The organism is Vibrio sp. 10N.247.311.51 (assembly GCF_041467855.1).
GTDB lineage: Bacteria > Pseudomonadota > Gammaproteobacteria > Enterobacterales > Vibrionaceae > Vibrio > Vibrio coralliirubri.
This window is the reverse complement of the sequence record NZ_JBFSVK010000022.1, coordinates 1-19,523: the sequence shown is the minus strand read 5'-3', so window position 1 is coordinate 19,523 and position 19,523 is coordinate 1. Positions and strand designations below refer to the sequence as shown.

General features: G+C 44.8%; 7 protein-coding genes and 1 pseudogene. 2 read left to right on the top strand and 6 right to left on the bottom strand.

The window, feature by feature from the left end; translation table 11 throughout:
* Positions 1–5: 5 nt before the first annotated feature.
* Positions 6–10,394 carry a hypothetical protein gene (locus tag AB6E85_RS17940; protein ID WP_372143557.1) on the bottom strand — a complete coding sequence of 3,463 codons (10,389 nt, stop codon included), beginning with the start codon at positions 10,392–10,394 and terminating at the stop codon, positions 6–8.
* A 306-nt stretch (positions 10,395–10,700) separates the two neighbouring features.
* On the opposite strand from AB6E85_RS17940, the gene AB6E85_RS17935 reads away from it, so the two are divergent.
* Entirely contained in the window at positions 10,701–12,560 is a 1,860-nt protein-coding gene (locus AB6E85_RS17935; RefSeq protein WP_372143433.1) for a helix-turn-helix domain-containing protein, read from the top strand.
* A 137-nt stretch (positions 12,561–12,697) separates the two neighbouring features.
* Here AB6E85_RS17935 and AB6E85_RS17930 read toward each other — a convergent pair whose 3' ends face one another.
* From AB6E85_RS17930 to AB6E85_RS17910, 5 genes and pseudogenes are all read right to left on the bottom strand, one after another.
* Positions 12,698–13,201 (bottom strand): membrane integrity-associated transporter subunit PqiC, encoded by a 504-nt coding sequence (locus AB6E85_RS17930; RefSeq protein WP_372143431.1) that lies wholly within the window; start codon positions 13,199–13,201, stop codon positions 12,698–12,700.
* Entirely contained in the window at positions 13,201–14,826 is a 1,626-nt protein-coding gene (gene pqiB, locus AB6E85_RS17925; protein ID WP_372143429.1) for an intermembrane transport protein PqiB, read from the bottom strand. Before pqiB ends, AB6E85_RS17930 begins: the two co-directional genes overlap by 1 nt.
* 24 nt (positions 14,827–14,850) lie before the next feature.
* Positions 14,851–16,105, bottom strand: a pseudogene (locus AB6E85_RS17920) (PqiA/YebS family transporter subunit).
* A 228-nt stretch (positions 16,106–16,333) separates the two neighbouring features.
* Positions 16,334–17,728, bottom strand: a complete 1,395-nt coding sequence (locus tag AB6E85_RS17915) for a polysaccharide lyase family 7 protein (protein ID WP_372143427.1) — start codon at positions 17,726–17,728, stop codon at positions 16,334–16,336.
* Between the two features lie 215 nt (positions 17,729–17,943).
* Entirely contained in the window at positions 17,944–18,810 is an 867-nt protein-coding gene (locus AB6E85_RS17910) for a LysR family transcriptional regulator (protein WP_372143425.1), read from the bottom strand.
* A 141-nt stretch (positions 18,811–18,951) separates the two neighbouring features.
* Between AB6E85_RS17910 and AB6E85_RS17905 the strand changes: the two genes are divergently transcribed.
* On the top strand, positions 18,952–19,326 hold the full coding sequence (locus tag AB6E85_RS17905; RefSeq protein WP_372143423.1) for a nuclear transport factor 2 family protein: 375 nt from the start codon (positions 18,952–18,954) through the stop codon (positions 19,324–19,326).
* The last annotated feature ends 197 nt before the right edge of the window (positions 19,327–19,523 follow it).

Sequence of the window (19,523 nt, the reverse complement as noted above, 5' to 3'; positions counted from 1 at the left end):
TACTTCTATTCACTTTGTTGGTCTTTGCGATGAACGCTAAAGTTGAACTTGGTGAGCTTGTTCGGGGTAATTCGCAACACTTTCGGGTTTTCGCTTACCACTTCCATGGAGGTGGAGAGCGAATCAGTGTCCAACTTCACTAGGAAGTTCTTACCTTTCTTATTGAGTACCCATTGGTCGGGCACGTGGTAACGACCGTACTGGTCTGTGTAAATAACGATTCCCTCAACCGTCATCAACTTAACGCCCGGAATACCATCCTCGTAGATACCTTTGTTCTCGATAACGATTTCCCACAGATAATCCTCGCCATCGCGATATAGGTTTCTGGTTACATTGAGGTTTTCCGCGCTCAGTCCCTTCTTCTTATCAGATTCATGCTTAAACTGAATCTGACCTTGTGCGTCGAACTCGATGCGAGAGCCCGCATCGGTCGTGACGTAGAAATCAAAGCTTTGCTGCGTGCGAGTTTTAAATTGAATCACCACTTTGCTGGTTTCTGGCAGTGTTCGGTTCACTGAATGTCCCCAAAGATCACCAAGATCCAAGCCTTGCTCAAGTGCAGTGGTTATCGCACCATCTTGAATAGCAACGTCTTGACCATCACGAATGATGTGCGTCGAATCAGCGATGTAGCCTTGTGTTGCTAAGTTCGCAGTTAGCTCAACATCAAACGCGGTTGCATCAGCTTGGAATCCATCTTTGTTGTGATCTTCAAAAACTTTACCGATGATCGATGAGGTATCGAACACCTTGTCCGGCTCTATGGTCACTTTGGCGGTGTCTTCATTAGAAACAGCCGAGCCATCAACCTTCGCTACTGCGGTGTTGATATAATCACCAAAGGTGGCACCTACCGATACACGTAATAAATAACGAATACGCAGCTTCTCGCCCGGATCAAAGTTCAACGATGTGAACATTAACTTGCCCGTGTCTGATGGCTCTTGAGACATAACCTGATCGTCTTCCGTACCAAACTCACCATCAATGCCGCTTAGCACAACTTCTGATGTATCCACGATGTATTTAAGACCACCTGGGTAACGGTCTTCCACAGTCACGTTCTTAAAGTAAGATTCATTGTTGTTCTCGACGATGATCTCGTACTCAACCGCATCACCCACTTGCGCGGTATCTTGCAGCGCAGACTTGGTCAGCTCCAACTCCCCAGAGTTATCAGGAATCTTCTTGATGTGAGTAGTTACACTGTCGCTGGTTTCAGTACCGTCAGATTCAGTCGCCGTGAAGGTATTGGTAATGTCGTCATCCAAGCCCTTACCTAGCGTACCCACGACCTCAAACGCGTAAGCATTTCGTTTGTTGGATTTCAGGTTAACGGTAGTGTCTAAGTCTTTGCTCGACGGGAAAGTAAGACGCTGAATAACCACGCCCGAATCGTCGACTTCCACACCTTCAATGGTCCAATCGGTAAAGACTTTATTAGCTGTGCTGTTTTGTAGCTCACTGATCTCATCGGTTAGACGAACATTGGCCGCGTTACCTTGACCGTTGTTGGTCACAGCTAAGTAATAAGTGACACTGTCGTCATCTTCGGTGTATTCAGGTTTATCAGAACGTTTTTCAACAACCAGATCAGCACCCACTGGCGGTAAATCTAAAGCCGATACTTGGTCTGCCACTGCCTGCATCGAGGTTTCAGACGCCAATATGCCCTTAGAACGAGCGCGCATCGCTGGGCTGCCAGTTAAGTCGAGGTAGTAACCAAGCACATCGATGTTAGTCAGCATGTCTTCATTGACCGTCAATGTGAACGTGTAATCAATCTTGCCGCCCGGCGCGATGTCGACCAAGGTGAACAGGTCTTTGTCGTTATCAAAGGTGCCCGGTTGAGTTTCAGCCCCTTCTGATGCTGCCGTTAGTGTCCAATCATCAAAAGCATTGCTGCGAGAACCATCAATGTAGTCACCCATTGACTCAGAGAACTGGGTGTAAAGCGCCACATCTTTAGCAATACCGCGGCCAATGTTTTGTACCACCAAGTGATACTCAACTTGGTCACCCGGTACGTAATAAGGCGCGTCTGTATAGAGCTCGGCTTGAACCACAGCCGCGACTGTTTGAACTGGAGGGCTAACCACATCACCGCCGTCTACTTGCGCGGTATTAATAATGTGTCCAGTCGCGGTATCGACTACGGTGCCTTTTGAGCGGAACACAACTGTGCCGTGCGGCGCGATATCTACGTTGTACTCCGTCGGGCTAACTTGCTCGGTAGTGGTGCCTATTGTGGTTGAATCGACCACTAAAGAGGTGGAACCAGCCACAAAAGCAGGTCCCGTCGAGCCGTTGTAGTATGCGACCTCAATCGACTCCATATCATCAACAACACTTAAGTCACTGATGTAGTTGTTCGAGGTGTTTTCAATGGTGATCAGGAACTCAAGATCACCACCCGGCTCATACTCGGTTTGAACGTTGGTTTTCGTCGCAACAAACTCCGCCTCTTTCGGTGTGATAATCACTACAGAGTCTTGTGGGGCACCGTCGTAAGTGATGGTGGCCGTATTGCTGATATCACCAATCGCTGTCGTGCGAATTAACGCCTTAACGTGGAAGGTTACTGTGCTCTGTGGCGCAACATCCATACTCACATCGATGTCTTCACTCAAGTCGAACGTCTTTGGAGTGACAACAGATCGATCATCCGAGGCGTCAAAGCTCACTTCCCATAGCAGGAATGCTGACTCTTGCTTATCAGCCGTCGTGTCGACTTGAATGTCACTGATGATGTCTTGAAGTTGAACACCAGATGCAAACGCATCAGAACTGTTGGTTACGGTGATGTCGTAGTTAATCAGCTTGGTTACTTCATACGATGGCGTATCAACCGTCTTCTTGACCGAAACCGTCGCCAACACTGGTGTACTGGTAGCACTGTCATCAAATGTTGTGCCGTCAAAGGTCGCTGATGCGATGTTAGTAATATCGCCTGTCGCCAACGGATTAGTCGTCACTTGAATAGTGAAAACAAGGCTGTCTTGAGGCGCAATATCGAGCGTCTCATTAAGGTCTTCACCACTGGTTGCATCCGGTACTGGGGTTTCACCGGTTATCGATACCGCAGATATTTGGATTGAAGCAGGGTCAAAAGCTTGTTCAGTCGCACCGCCTGCGATCGTGGTTTCAACCGACTTCAGCGCATCTTCAATAGCAACATCTTCAGCCCAACCTAAGCCGTTATTCTTAACGGTCACGGTGTACTGAAGCGCCTCTCCCGGAAGGTACTCTGCTTTATCGACGTCTTTAGTGATCTCAACTTGCGCGTCTTCTGGAATGTAGGTCGCGTCGGCAGAGTGCTCACCGTCGTCGCTATCAACTTTAACGACGTTAGTGATCTCGCCTTTGGCTTTATCATTAACAGTGTTGGTCACGACAAATGAATAACTGTCACCCGGGTGAATGCTGTACGTCGCACTATAACCCTGCGTGTTATTAATCACATCTTTACGAGCGTTCAGTGCTGGATCGCCACTGCCATCAAGCTGTTCGTCACTAATGACCCAATTACCTGTCAACGCTTGTTCTTGATCTGGGCTATTAGCCACCTCTGTCATGATGGTGTCGATACGATCGGTTAGAACTTGATCAACAAGGTAACCTTCACCCGTGTTAGCCACAGTGATCTTGTAGGAGATTGGTTGACCCGGTTGGTATTTGGCATCAGGTTCTGCAATTGGCGTCGTTTCTTTGGTTAGAACCAATTGACCCGACTTCGGAGTGATAAAGCCTTCTCGTAAGCGAGCAATCTTCGAATCGTCAAAACCATGTCGTAGATAAGCCGTATTGGTAAAGCGTCCAATCGCGTCATTTCGTACCTTGCCTTGGACGTGAATACGGATAACTGTGTACTTATTGCCGCCCCCCGTACCTGCATCGTCACGCCCTGCCATCTTGATGGATTCAGCAGGTAAATCGATGTCTGGACTGTTTTGGCCAACTAACTTATCAAGCTCTGAGAAGTCATTAGCGTTGAGATCTGACGGCGCCGAGTTATAAAGCACATCATAATCAACCGTCCACTCAGTGAGTGCCGTTTGCATCGAGCCATCGACGGTTTCGACTTCAAAGCCGCTGATGATGTCACGAATCGAAAACAGGCCAGAATCCACATCGTCATTGGTGATGTCGATGTAGTAATTCACTGTTCCACCCGGCACGTACTCAGGTGTATCCGTCCATTTATCAATCAGGATATTCGAGCGGCCCGGATCAAGTACGATGTCGTTGGTGTTATCACCGTTCACTTGCGCCGTGTTGGTAATAGTGCCTGTCGCTGAAGTCGACACGGTGCCTTTCACGTCAAACACAATACGCTCACCAGGACGAAGATCGACAGTTGCATTCAATGGGACGCTACCGTTGTAGTTACCTTGCACGTCGTAAGTGCCAACAGGTTCAACCGCAATAGCCGTTGTCCAGCTAGAGAACGCATCATCGCCATCTTCAGTTTTGATGGTATGAATCGCATCGATAACACTCACGTCATTTGCGATGCTATCGCCTGTGTTATCTAACGTAACTTGATACTCAACATCACCACGTGGTGCGTAAGTACAACCGCTGCCATCGTTTGAAGGAACAGAACACCCTGCCGATTCACCATCGGTATAAACCAAGGTTTTGAAGTAGTCGAGCTCAGCATCTTTAGGTGGTATCACTTGCGACGTCGCAGAGTCACTTCCTGCGGTCACTTGGTTCGCATCAATCGTGCCCAAAGCGTCATCACGAACGACACCGGTTAAGTTAAAGGTCAGCACTTCTCCCGCGGCAATATCGGTTTCAATATCAAGGTTGCCACTGGTGTTGTAGCTTGGTACATAAGTATCAGCGTTGGCATCAATACCATTGCTGACTTCATGGGTGATATCGCCAGAAACAAAAGCGGATTCCGTTTTACCGCCAATCACTTCGACTTGAATGTCTGTGATTGTGTCTTTGATCTGAACATCATTCGCCCAACCGTTTTCAGGGTTTGTGACTACAAATTCATACTCAACTTCGTCACCCGGAAGATAGGTATCACCATCACTGAACGGGTTGCCGTTGATCGACACAACACGTTTTTCAACACTGGTATTATTTTCAAGCGGCATTAAATTCGCTGTTCGAGCACTACCGTCGTACGTCGCTTTATTTTGAACGTCACCCAATGCATCTTCACGAATTTGAGCATGAATAGTGAACGTTAGGCTTTCTTGAGGCGCGATAACAATTTCGTTATCAATATCGATGTTATTGCCAGGTACAAAGTCAATCGCGTCGGTAATAGAGCCTGTCGCAGCCGTTTTATCTAGGCTAACGTCCCAGCCAGCCAAGAACGGTTGTCCAACAGGATCACCACCTGAAGTGGTGCTGTCTTCTGCAATACGAGTTTGAATGTCCGAAATCGCATCTTCTAGGCGAGAACCATATTCTATACCATCACCCGCATTCTTAATCTCAACACGGTAGTAAACCTCACTCTCGCCAGAAGCTTGAGAATATTCAGTTTTTTGCGAAGAGAAGCCTGCATCATAAAACGCTTTTTTAGAGAACGTGACTTCAGGATCCGCCATCGTTGATGGTGGCGATACCGCGATCAACTCATTGCCATTGTCTTCGTCGATGAAAGCTTTGTTGGTAAAAGAACCAACCGCTTTCGGACTGATCTTGGCTTTTATGACATAGCGGACAAACGCTGACGATGCAGCTCGGCCAAAGTTGTCTGCCGAGATATCGAAGTGAGTATCAATCGGCTTATTGTCTTGGATTGAGTTATCAACATCTGGGTTGGAAATACCTGAGCTATCTGAAGACGTTTCAATTTCCCAACTATCGAAGGCAGGACCACGACTACCATCGAAATATTGTGTGGTTATTTGGTCGATATCATCACGCAAGCTCATATCATCAACGTGGGCGCTCGCAATGTTCTCAATTAAAATTTCATACTCAACATAACCACCTGGCATGTAGTTAGTTGCGCCAACCAGTTCGTTTTCATCCGTGTCGTAATACGCCAGAATGTTCTTTTCAAAATCAACTTTTCGAGCTTCTTGACGAATATCATGAGATATCGTGTCGCCATCAACGGTTAGAACGTTAACAACATCGCCATTGGCTTTGTCATTGATGGTCGCGACAACTTGGTACTCAAGCTTAGCGCCCATCGGAATATCGGCTTCAACATTTAAGTTGCTGTTGGTTGATGTGTAAACATTGCCAGCACCTGCGCCCGCATCCACATACTCAGAATCGGTTCCAGTTGCGATCGATGTGATGGTCCAATCTGAATACGCTGGCCCTGTCTTACCGTCCACTAAGCTGACCGTAATATCTTCGAGGTTATCGACGATTGGAATATCGTGAGCGTTACCTTTGCCGTCATTCTCAATCACTAAGTGATAGGTCACGGTTTGAGCTGGCTCGTACACCACTTCATCGGTGGTTTTATCAAAATCTAAATGGTAATCATCGGGAATCACGACGGTATCCCGGTAATGAATATCACCGACCGCATCCGGTCTTACTGTACCTGTTACTGTGTAAGTCACGTCTTCGCCAGCATCGATATCAATCGAGGTTACGATGTCAGTGTCGTTCGCAACATCACCGTCTTTGGTACCATCTGTTGTACCCGCGTTCGCAGGGTCGCTCTTAGCAACCGCCACCGTAAACTTGTTTGAACCTACCGAATCATCGAAAAATGGATTGCCTGAATTGCCGTCTTGTAGCTCCACTGATATGTCATTAATCAGTTCGTTAACGTCAACGTTATTTCGATAACCGTGCCCGTCTTGAGAGTTGTACTTGATGGTATAAGTCAACTGATCGCCCGGAGAGTAGCGGTTAATGTTAGTTGTGCGAACAACGCCGCCACTGTTATGTACCTGATGGTTTTCAGCCACGGCACGTTTCGCATACTCACAATCGTCAGTACAACCGGCATTATCGTCATGAATCAGCACAGCTTCGTTGCGGATTATGCCGCCGTCTCTGTCAGCGACACCGTTAGATACCGCATTGTCTTTGACATGCGCCTTAATACGCACCGTGACAAAGTCTTTGGCCGGAATTGAAACTGGGAACTCCACATCTTCAGTCGTTTGAGGGCCGAAACCTGAACCAGTATCAACAGACCAATAGTCAAACGGGTTTTGATTAAGAACATCTTCTTCTTCACCATCTTTATCATTCGCCAGCGTAGTAGTGATCTCACTCAGGCGATCCATGAAGATAAGATCAGTCTCATCAGTGTCGCTGTTATTGCCAATAACGATGGTATAGGTGAGATCTTCACCCGGTGTGTAACGGACAACATCGGTCGTTTTAGCTAGTGAAACATTGATGTCATAGGTACTGTGTGAGTTATCTATTTGAGCGGAAGAGCTGTGGTCACGGTCTGTAATAGGATCGTAAACATCAACACGGTTCGATACTTGTTCTTCTTCATAGTCAGACTTAACAATGCCGCTCACCTCATAGTGAACCCACCCTCCGGGAGTGATATCAACGTCGGTATCGATGTCAGTGTCGTTAGCAATGTCACCGTAACGAGAACCCGGTTTATCTGTATTGGTCGAACCTACAATTGTCCAACTATTAAAGAAGTTGAGCGCTGAAATGCTATCTTGTACCGTTGCGTCATTTGCGTAACCAATGCCGCGGTTATAGATATAAATATCGAATGTAGCGCGCTCACCTACAACAAAGTCGGTATTTTGAGCGGTCTTAGCGACTACAAGATTCGGTTCGCTAGGATAGGTACGTACCGTATCCGATAGATTAGTATCTAGTCCCGTCACTGTTGCGGTATTGGTGAATGCTCCCCAAAGAATCTCACTGTCGACACTGCGATCGAGTGTCCCAACAATGGTATAAGTAATCGTAGCACCTGGCGGGATCTGAGCGTTGGCATCCAGATCATTGTTATCCGAGAACGATCCAGGGTCAGTCACGGCTTTCACCCACGGGGAGTCTGCCTCTCTTTCTGCATTGATCGTCCACGAAGAGAACACAGACTTGGTTTCACCCGGCTCGTGAAGTAACTCAGCTTCTATGGTGCTGATTTCATCTTTGACATTGATGTTAGAGGCGAAACCGTTCCCTGCTGGGTTGGTAATGCTGATCGTATAAGTGACAGTATTGGTGGTGTCGGTATACGCGTTTTGTTCGTTATGACCATCAACACGCTTATCCAATACTAAGTAGTAATCTCGTGGGTATGAGCCTCTATCGGAATAAAGTACGCTGTCAACCGTCACTTCATTACGGATTTCATCATCGGCAATGGGGTTTACGATCGCGGCAATGCTATAAACGATCTTATCGTGTGGAGCTAGCTTTGCCTTCACATCTACGATCTTTTGATTCTTCTGATTACCTTCTATGTCATCAGTAAAGCCGGGATCACTGTTTGTCGAAATTGAGCCGTCAGAGGCATAGGATTTCGCAGTAATAACCCAGCTCAAATATGCTTTAGTCGGTGTATCGGTAATAGACTGAGTCATGACAGAGACTAAATCATCATAAACCGGTACATCAATCGCGTAGCCGTCACCGTTATTCTCTACCGTGATGTCGTAGTTCAGGGTACCGCCAGCTGAGTAGTAACGAGAATCCACTTCCTTTTGGACTTTTAATTTCGAGTTTGGCATTTGAACGCCAGAACCCGACTCACCTAAGTTATCCCCTAAACACAAACCCGCATCGGTACCATCATCAACAATCTGACCCACACTGGTGTCTGCCACTTTTGCGGTCAGCTTATAATGAACGTAGCCCTCAGGGGCGAGGTCGACTTTCAAATTGATGTCGTTTGTTGTCCAAGTATTGTAATTAAATGAACCATAATTCGATCCATCACCACTTCTATCGGCGACTTCAAGCTTCCACTCGGAAAATGCTGAAGCGTTAGAGCCATCCGCTTGCTCTGTCACGATACAAGCAAATTTATCGACAACTTCGATATCGTTGGCAAAAAACTCTGTGTCCTTGTTAGAAATAACAATGTCATAGACCACTTCGTTATCACCGGCTATCCCCGGAACATAAGTAGTATCTGTGGTGTTCTTATTACGTGTAATTTGACTTGATGACGTTGTCAGAACGTCTTTCGAATCAAGAATATTAGCCAAAGCATCGCCAGAATCAGCGAGGCCATCAGCATCAACCACTCGAGCAGCAACTTGGGGAATTTGACCAATAGACACAGGGCTAACGTCCACCACAACGGAATAAACAATCTGCTCACCGGGATAGATAGACACTTTGTCTTCTAGTGACTTGTTGGACTCCTTTCCAGATGCATTGAGTTCTGAAAGGCTATTAGAACCGATTGAGCTCACTTCATTAGTCCAAAAATCGTAAGGATTGCCAACCGTGTCAGTTGCGTTCTTTTCGTTGCTGACATCGTTACCTAGATCGGTTTCAAGATCTGCAAGAAACTGCTGAACCGAATAATGGTAAGCAATACCGGAGTTTGCTTGATTGGCAACCGTGACCGTATAGGAAAACTCATCGTCTACTAGGTAGTTATCCGATTGGTTCAAGGTATGTGTCAGGGTGATACTAGGCTCAGTGGGTGGAGTGATAACCTCATCAACTGTAACCAAGTCATCGCGTGTTTCAGCAGTTATGTCGTCATTAACAATGTCGCCGACTAAATTGTCGGCAACAGTTGCTTGAATTTCGTAAGTCACAGACCCGCCAATATCAATCGACGCACCACTTACCGATAAGTCCCCTGATTCGGCGAAGGTGCCTGGTTCGCTCTTGCTACCTTCAACCTTGCTGACTGAGTTAACGTTATCAGTAAAGGCTTGTTGCAAAGCCCCTTCAATATTGAGTGCTTTTATGTCTGAAAGGACATCTTGAACGTCGAGCGTCTGAATAAACGTATCGCCAGTATTCGAAACCTTAATCTTATAGGTGAGTTTGTTATGGAGTTGATAGTTCGCCTTATCGACCGAAACAACAACATCGTGTTGATACACGCCACGCTGAATGGATTCTGTATTTGATTCAACAGCATCCAACAGTCCAGTGCTCGCACTTGCGACGTTATCAATCGTTCCGGCTGCGTCACCAGAAACGGTGGCGACCATGGTGTAGGTCACCGACCCACCAGCTGCAATACGCACACCTGATGCATCTAAGTTTCCGAAGCGACTGTAATCACCTGGAGATGAAAGGAAGGAGGATTGCGCTTGAGTCGAGACTTGCGAGAACGCGCTGACATTATTCCCTTGGTCATCTGTCGTTAAGATATTTAATAGCTCATCTTTAACGTCCAACTCAGCAATAGCTTTATCCGACTCATTCGTTAAAACAAGCGTATAAGCCACCTCTTGGCCGTTGTCGTAAGACGCGCTGTCAACAGACAGATCCATAACAAGACCCGCTGTGTCCGCATAGGAGGCAAATGGAAACAATAGAATGGATAAGAAAAAGGCAAGATTGTATCTGAACATTAACGCGCACTTCACAGTAGATTGACAAGCGTCTAGGCAAAAAGCCATAGATTTGACGTCACTAATTTGGCACCCAGCCTGTTAGGGACATGCGCAACATACAGTTCAAACAATCCGAACAATTAACATCCGTAAAAAACAAATTACTGAAGATGTTAAATAGAGAGTCTGATGTCTAAATTAGAATCAAGACATTGAGTTAATTATCAGAAGGTTAATGTTTTAATGAGTGAGTTTTCACAGTTGTTACGTAACTTCAGAAAGGAACTTCAATTTACGCAAACAGAGTTTGCAACCTACTTAAATCAGCTGGACGATGAGTTTAATGCGGTTGACGTCGTAACGATAAATCGTTGGGAAAACAGTAAGGTAAAGCCTAGTACATACAAAGCACTCAAGATCTTACAGTACCTTGGCGGAGATTTGTTTGAGACAATAAAGAGCTTTAAGTCCGAACAAAAAGACACGTTAATCGAACTGTTTTTAAACGAATCCTATGGCTCATTTCAAAGTAGAATTTCAGCTCTATCAGGCCTGAATCAACAACAAGGCAAACGCAACTTTAAGTCACTGCCTTTAATGTCAGAGCCGTGTGACACTGGCGTTATCGACAGAATCAAACTACTTTCTAAATTCACAAAAGTCGATATTTCGCCACTGGACCAAATTGATTTATATCTCTACTACTGTGAGAAAAAAGCACATGGTCACAAGCTGATCAATGTAGATGGCGACATTGTGAGTCACAACGTAGGCTTTTTCTTTGAAGACCATCAATTTGAGACATTAAAAACTCAAGAGCTAGATCTAAGAATGGCCTGCTCTTTAAATTCAAGCAAAAGCATAAATTATTTTAATATAAGCTCACACTCAGAGACAAAAGATCATGTTATTGAGCATATAGTTTCAGATATACAGTTACTTTCTCAGAACAAAAACATTAAAAAATATTCTGTTTTAGTAAAAGACCCCAATATGATGAGACTCTTGAAGAGTGTGGGGTTTGAAGTATTTAAATTTTCAGAACCTTCTGCTAAAAAATGTAATATCACATTCAAAAATAAACATTATAGCTACTGTATATTAACGATTGATAAAATAGACTATCTGACGAATCGGAACGTAATGTCACTAATCAAAGATGAATATTCTACCATGATGAAATTTCCGCAATTACTGCGCGAAGCGCGCAAGAAATTGAAGTTAACGCAAAAGGATTTTGCGGCATACATTAATCACTTAGATGATGAATTCAGCTCTGTAGATGTCGTAACGATAAATCGATGGGAAAATAGCAAAGTAAAGCCAAGTAATTATAAAGCCCTAAAGCTATTGGACTGCCTTGGTCTGGACTTGTATACAACTTTGAAATCCTTTGATTCAGAAGATAACGAAGACAGTGCACTACTTGAAGACTTCCTTCGTGAGAGGTTCTTTTCGTTTCAAAGCCGAATATCGTCTATCACTAAAGGGGAAATAGAAGAAGGCTGCGACTGTCAGATCATGCCACTAATGACAGATCAGAATGACAAAGCAGTAATAGATAGAATAAAGCTGATTTCGCAATATACAAAGGTGGATCCTTCAGCTCTTGATACTATCGACCTGTTTCTCTATTGCAGTGAAAAAAAGGCGTATGGCAGAAAAATGGTCGATGTTAAGGGCGATATTGTTAGTCATAGCCTAGGTTTTTTCTTCAACGAAGAGGTATTCGAGCAATACCAAAATAAGCATCTACATATTAAGCAAGCCTGCTCTTTAGATTCTAACCAGAACTTAAATTACATTGTGGTTAGCGGTCACTCTGAGAAGCGCGAACAATCTGTTGCGAACCTAATTTCCGATATGAAGCTTCTTGCAAGAAATACTAAGATTAAAAAGTATTCCATGATCATTAAGAACCCAAGTGCATTAGAACTTATGAAGAATATCGGATTTGAAATATGGAAGTTTTCAGAACCAACTGAAGAAAAGTCGAACATTACTTTCAAAAACAAAAACTACCGCTATTGCGTACTGACTATCGACAAGATCGAGTTACTGAGTAACAAGAATGTTATCGCATTTATTAATAAATATGGTTAACGACTCAGGTTTACTGGATATAAACAGCCACCAAGCAATAGGTGGCTTTTAAATTCCCCGAGAGGCTACGCAATAGTACTCAGGCGAATAAGTCAATTAGCCAGATAACGACCAGCGGTATTCATACAGACAAACACCTACGGCAATTGCGTTTGTATCTCAGATAGCACCTCATCTAACCCCTCACCTAAGGCTTCAACAAGCGCTTCATAACCTACTTCTTTCAAGGGTACTTTTGATTCGAAATCGGCACGAGCAAGCTCTGAGCCTTGCTCGCTCAATACCCAAGTTCCTTTCACTTCTGCGCTTCCGGTATAAGAACCGTTGAACTGCTCAAAGGTTATCGTCAACTCTCTTTCGGGATCTCCTGATGTATCAGAAGTATTGACCCGCTCTTCAAGCAACCCTTCAAGGTTCTCAGCCCAAACGTGTTTACGTGCAGACACCAATTCATTTTCCGACTTGCGATACGCAATCCCTATTGTGTCGAGATAGTCTGGTAGCTCCACTCTCGTTTTGACCTTAAAGATCGGCTTATCTAGCGTACTTTCTGGCAAGAGATACGCGTTAGTGCCATCAGTAGGCGTTGAACACCCTAAAAGCCCGAAGAGCACGATAAGTGATATAAATAGCTTTCTCATTATTCCACTCCTTTAACTGGAATCGGATCTTCTTCTACTTCGCTGCCGAACACCAGCGCATTCGGTTTATCGTTCAGCACTTTAATCAGTGGACGAAGCTCTTTTAACACATGTTCTAACTCTTCAGATGCACTGATCAATTGCTTGTAGGCATCTGAATCATCGTCGTAGCTCTCTAATGTCGTCTCAAGTTGCTTCATGGTGTCACTGAGATCCTTTGGTAACGCTTTTGCGCCCTCACTATCCAGCAGTTCATCCATACTCTTTAAGGTGCTATCTAACGAAGCAAGCGAGCCATTTAAGTTAGCTACCGTTGCGTCTAATGGTAACTCGTTAATCTTGGTTAAGAAGTCTGTGATCTGCTTTTGAATCTCGGTCAAGCCACCAGCCACAACAGGGAAGACAGGATAACCATCAAACTCTCTTGGCTCGTACGGGTCTTCGTCTTCATAGAAGTTTATGTCGACAAACAATGCGCCTGTAAGCAAGTTACCCGTCTTCAGAGTCGCTCTTAAACCTTCTCCCATTTGAAGGTCGACTCGTTTGGCAAAGCTTTCAGCATTCACAGCCTTAAAGACTTCTGAAACTCGTTCTATCTCCAGCTTGATTAAGATGGGAATGCGGTTCGAGACCTTGCCGTCTTTATCCATGCGAATCTGTAACGGCACAGTATCCACTGTACCAATTCGAACGCCACGATACTCGACGGGAGCGCCCTTCTTTAGACCTCTGACTGACTCTTCAAACAACAATACGTAATCAATAGAAGTGGTGTATTTACCTTGTAAAACTGCGTCGTAATTATCGTAAAGTGTATATTCTTGTAAGTTCTCTTTGATCTGCTGTCCCGGCTGAATGCTCTCTGCCACATCAAAACTCACGCCGCCCGTTATTATGCTTTCTATCGACGCGAAGTTAACGTCGAGGCCATTCGCACCAAACTTCACATCAATCCCAGAGGACAACCAAAACTGAGTTTTCTCGAAGATCAGCCCGTCATAAGGAGCAAAGATAAACAGTTGGTATTTACCCACTTTATTCTCGTAATCGAAACTTGTTTTCTCGACACGCCCAACAACAAAGCCATGATGCAATACAGGTTCGCCAACGTTCAGTTGATTCGCTTTATGGTGCGATAACACCACACGAATGCCTTTGGTGTCAGGTCCTGCGACGGGTGGCGTGTCTAACACGTCAAACTTCAATTGCGACTCACTGGATTTCCCTGGCTTCAACTCGATGTATGAGCCAGACAAAATGGTTTCCAATCCGCTGATTCCATCAGTACCAATGTGTGGCTCAACCACCCAGAATTGAGTCTCAGTATTGATCATGCGAGAGGCTTTCTTATCTATTTGTGCTTTGGCGATGATGTATTCATAGTCTTCACTTAACGCCACATCTGTGATGGTCCCAACGTGCACGTTCTTAGATTTGATCGCCGTTTTTCCTGCTTCTATCCCAGAAGCATCTGGCAAGATCAGGGTGATCTCAGGTCCACGATTGTTGAAATATTGGAACAGCATCCAACACCCGACCAGTACCGCAATAATCGGCACAATCCAGACCGGAGACAGTTCGCTTTTTTTTGATACTTTCGCATCTGAAGTAGTTTGCTTTTCCATATGTCCCACACCTCTTTGGGGAGATTACTTCCATATAATCCGAGAATCGAAAATCATCGCCGACAACATCGTAAAGATAACAACCGACGCAAATGACAGTGCCGCAGGCCCAGGGTAAATAGCCATCACACCATCGAGCTGAACCAAGGCAACAAGAATCGCGACGACAAAAATATCTATCATCGACCAACGGCCAATAAATTCGGTGATACGGTAGAGCTTAAGATAGCGACTCGCCCTTTGATTGGTGAGCCCATGTACCCTTTTTGCATTCCAGTACAGATAAGCCAAGGCAAACATCTTTGCCATTGGGATGAAAACACTCGCGATAAGAATAATAAGTGCCACGGGGTATGAACCCATATTCCAAAGCAAGATCACCCCTTCCATGATGGTGGAACCTTCACTCGTCCCGAACGCAGACGTATACATCATCGGGTATAGGTTTGCTGGAATATAAAAAACGACAGAGGTAAACAACAGCGCCCACGCAACTTGCAGGTTTTTTATTGGCTCAAATCGATGTAAATGTGTGTGGCAGCGCGAGCAATGGTGAATAGCCTCACTGTAGCTATGCACTTGACCGCAAATGTGGCAAGCAAGGTGCTGCTTTTTCTGAAAGGTACTACCAACCGTTTGTTCTTGTGCGTTTTTAGTCGGAACTAAGCGATCCCATAGCCAATCAAAATCAACCAACGAAATCGTCTTCACCACCAACATGGCGTAGATACAAAATGCCCAAAATGATATCCCCATCGATACATCGGCTAATGCTGCGATCTTGATTAAGCTGACCAATACGCCGATCAAAAACACATCGACCATCAACCAAGGCTTTGCCCAACTTAATGACTTCAATGCCAAAAAGGTGAATCGGTTAGCCGCATAATGAATGTGCTTCTTTCTGTCTACCAGTAGATAAAACCAGAGAGAAAGCACCAAAAAATAGGCAGGCAAAAGAATCACGGCCAGAAAAAGTAATATAGCAATCAGGCTGTTATCCATCCGGTTCATCATATCAACAGCTTGATACAAGGTGATTTGCTGGCTGATGCCTTGAACGCTGAACGACATATACGGAAATGTCAGGCTCATGATTAAAGCAATAAGGCTAGCCGACGCATAAGCCATCACACCCTGCTCTTTATGATGCCCGAGGCTCGAGGCTCGATAAGGTGTGAGAACATCTCGGGCAAGAAGCTTCGCTGCCCGCAGACAGTTCTTCAAACTGACTAACCAGCCCGCATTCGTGGCATGACTTGGTAAAGCGCTCTGGCAATGACGTCCCCTTTTAGTCTTCATAAGCAACTAGACACTCTAGGTAAATATAAGTAAGGGTTGGATTTTTTGCCAATATGCACCGAATTAAACGCGCACGATATATTAGAAATGAGAGGTAGAAAGTAAAAGGGGATGACCAACTGGCTATCCCCTTTTTAATCATTGAACGAATACAAACCGCAACGAGTAAACTAGCTGCCGTAGCTACGCACTATTTATAGCGTGATCAGTTGTGATTGTTGTCTAACTGATAGAAAGTCACTTGCGCATAATCGCTGTCGTCACTTGAGTTGTCTTGCAAGTAGATACCCGCTTTAAAGTACATGTAGTTATCCGCATCATCATAACCGCTGTTACTCATATCCACTTCTTTTGCCGCCAACTCTGAGCCATTTTGACTAATGGTCGTAATCAACTTGTCACCTTCAACAACAATCGAATACGAGAAGGTTTCATCGAGTGCAATACCGTCACTTGGGTTGCTAGTGCTGTTTAAGTCACCATCAGACGTCACCATGTTACCTAATAGATTATGCCAAGTTTCATCGCCACCGCTCGAGTTCGAGGTTTCATGAGCAAAGTAGATTGCGCCTTTGTCGTTGCCTGGTAGTTTATGGTAGTACAGGCGAATAGGTTCGTTTTTCTCGGCATGGATCTGGCCAATCACGATTCGACCCACTTGTTCAGTGTTCGAAGTGGTTGTTGTCACGTGGTTGATGGCTAACGTCGCATTTAACGTCCCGTCGATACCACCAAAGTCCGACTGGTCACTCGATGGAATAGACGAAAACGCCCAGTTATTGTCTTTACCCGAAGTGGAGTAAGAGGTATCACCGCGACGAAGCATTTCTCTTAATTCAGTACGAACATATTTTGTTCCGCTAGATGTGGTCACGCCTTCTACTGGCGTGTAGAACACCAAGCCACCATCGCTACCGGTATAGAAGAATTGGTCTTCATAACCTGCATCTAGCGTGTTCTCTTTGATAGAAGTTGCGTAGCCGTCACCTTCATCAACGGGAATGCTCACATACCAGTCCAGTAAGTCGAAGTTACCTGACGGCGGTAGGTTTGGATCGAGTCCATAGTCAGGGCTATCATTGCCACTGATTTCGACTTCAGTAATATTCGTCCAAACACTTTCCGCACTGTTTTCAAAGACTTTGATACGAACCCAACGAGCCTGAACATCCGTCACATCGTAGGTTTCAAAACCAGATGTGCTGCCACTACTATATCCATAATAAACCTTGTCCCAGCTGCTTGAACTTTCATCAGCTAGCGCTCTGATCTCGAACTTATAAGTTTGCTCTTCGCCTTTACCCCAAGCTATCGCGACGTCTTGAACATTTTGTACCGAGCCTAGGTCGAGCACTAAATTGACAGGCGCATTCTGAGCAGCCCAACGTGATGACCAATCAGTACTGCCATCAATCGTATTCGATGCTGGGTAAGAGCTGTGCGCTCCGCCCCAGTCTGATGCGGATTGAATGTTCAGTGTTTCAGCCGATACGCCATAAGTAGCCATCGCTAAAAGAACCGCACACGACAATTGTTTGTACGGTTTAAATTGGTGAGTTCGAGGTTTGCAAGAAGTGAGTTTGCAAGGTTTAAAAGTCATACAAGTCTCCATGATATGTTTCACGTATATTATTTATTCCATATTTTGTAGGGTGTTACCGAAGTAACGAGAACCACTATAGGACAATATTTGTACGACAAGTTGAACAAACATCACGATCATGAATTATTATATTACAAATAAATAACTATGTGACATGAACCATTCTTATACCAAACACATCATCTAATAAGACGGCAATATAACGAAAGGCTTTAAACCAAATTACACTTGAGCTTCTCTTCCAACGCTTGGATACACAGCTTGATGGCGATAGGCGTATTAGAAGCGAATGGGTTTAGCGCATAAACCGTGTTAGTCGGTAGTTGGAAGCTTGGCATTATGTCGACAACTTCATTGGATAACTGAGAAAGATAGAAGTCTGGAATCACACCGATACCAACGCCAGATTTGATCAAGGCAAGACAGCTGTGAAAAGAGTTGGTGGTGCAGCTTGCTTGTTGTTGGTAAACGAAGTCTGTTTCAGTGTGAGAGGTAAAGTAATGAGAGATCTGCTTCCCCTGCCACGAGTTAGCAATATAAGGGATAGAATCAAGCTTACGAGAGCGCATGCTTTCAACACCACACAACACGTCTTTAAATTCACCCAAGCGTTTCTGTTTGAGGTTACTGTCACGAGAACTGCCCACTCGTACCGCAAGATCAATATCGTGTTCCATGAAATCTAGATGTTGATCGTCGCTTATCAGTTCTGGTTTTAACTTCGGATATTGCTTCATAAGATCTGCAATGACGGGGACGACGAGCAAGTCCATCAGAGCATTCGACGCAGTAATACGAATCCGACCTTGGGGCTCTTCTAGCTCAGCTTTCGCCATATCCCAAGCCGATTCAGCGATCACGTTGATGTCTTTGCAACTCAAATAAAAGCGCTCACCCATACTAGTCAGAGATTGCCTACGTGTTGTGCGCTTAAGAAGAGAGGCGCCTAACTCTTGTTCTAGAATTTTGAGATGTTGACTGACGACAGATTTAGACAACTCTAACTTTTCAGCCGCAGCCGAGACTGAACCCTGCTCTACGATATGAGCGAAAATCGACATCTGCTTTAGCTTACTCATCTTATTGTTCTCTTTTTACAAACAGTATTTTCCATTATCTCTGTTTTTCAAATCAATTTCCAAGACTAAACTCAATTCAACTTATCGAGATACCAAATCAAAAAGACAGTGCTCGAAACAAGACTGTTATGGAGAAAGACAATGTTAGACAACCAAATTTTAGAAGCATGTAAGCAAGGCATTAAGGCGTGGCAGAAAGCATTCAACAGCCAAGATGCAAAAGGTTGTGCCGATCAATATACTGAAAGCTGTGTAATGGAAGCGCGTCCATTTGGTACTTTTGAAGGTCGTGAAGCGATTCAAGCATTTTGGCAAAACATCATCGACCAAGGCTTCAAAGACGTTGATTACACAGACGTTCAATGGGAAGAGCACCCAGAAGGCGGTTACATTCTTACCGCTAGCTGGACAATGAACAAGGCGTTTGGTGTTGTTCATCGTGAACACTGGGCACTTGAAGCCGATGGCTGCGCTCGCTTAGTCAGTGACGACTTCGAAGTTCAAGGCGAACGCTAGAAGCTAGAAGCTAGAAGCTAGAAGCTAGAAGCTAGAAGCTAGAAGCTAGAAGCTAGAAGCTAGAAGCTAGAAGCTAGAAGCTAGAAGCTAGAAGCTAGAAGCTAGAAGCTAGAAGCTAGAAGCTAGAAGCTAGAAGCTAGAAGCTAGAAGCTAGAAGCTAGAAGCTAGAAGCTAGAAGCTAGAAGCTAGAAGCTAGA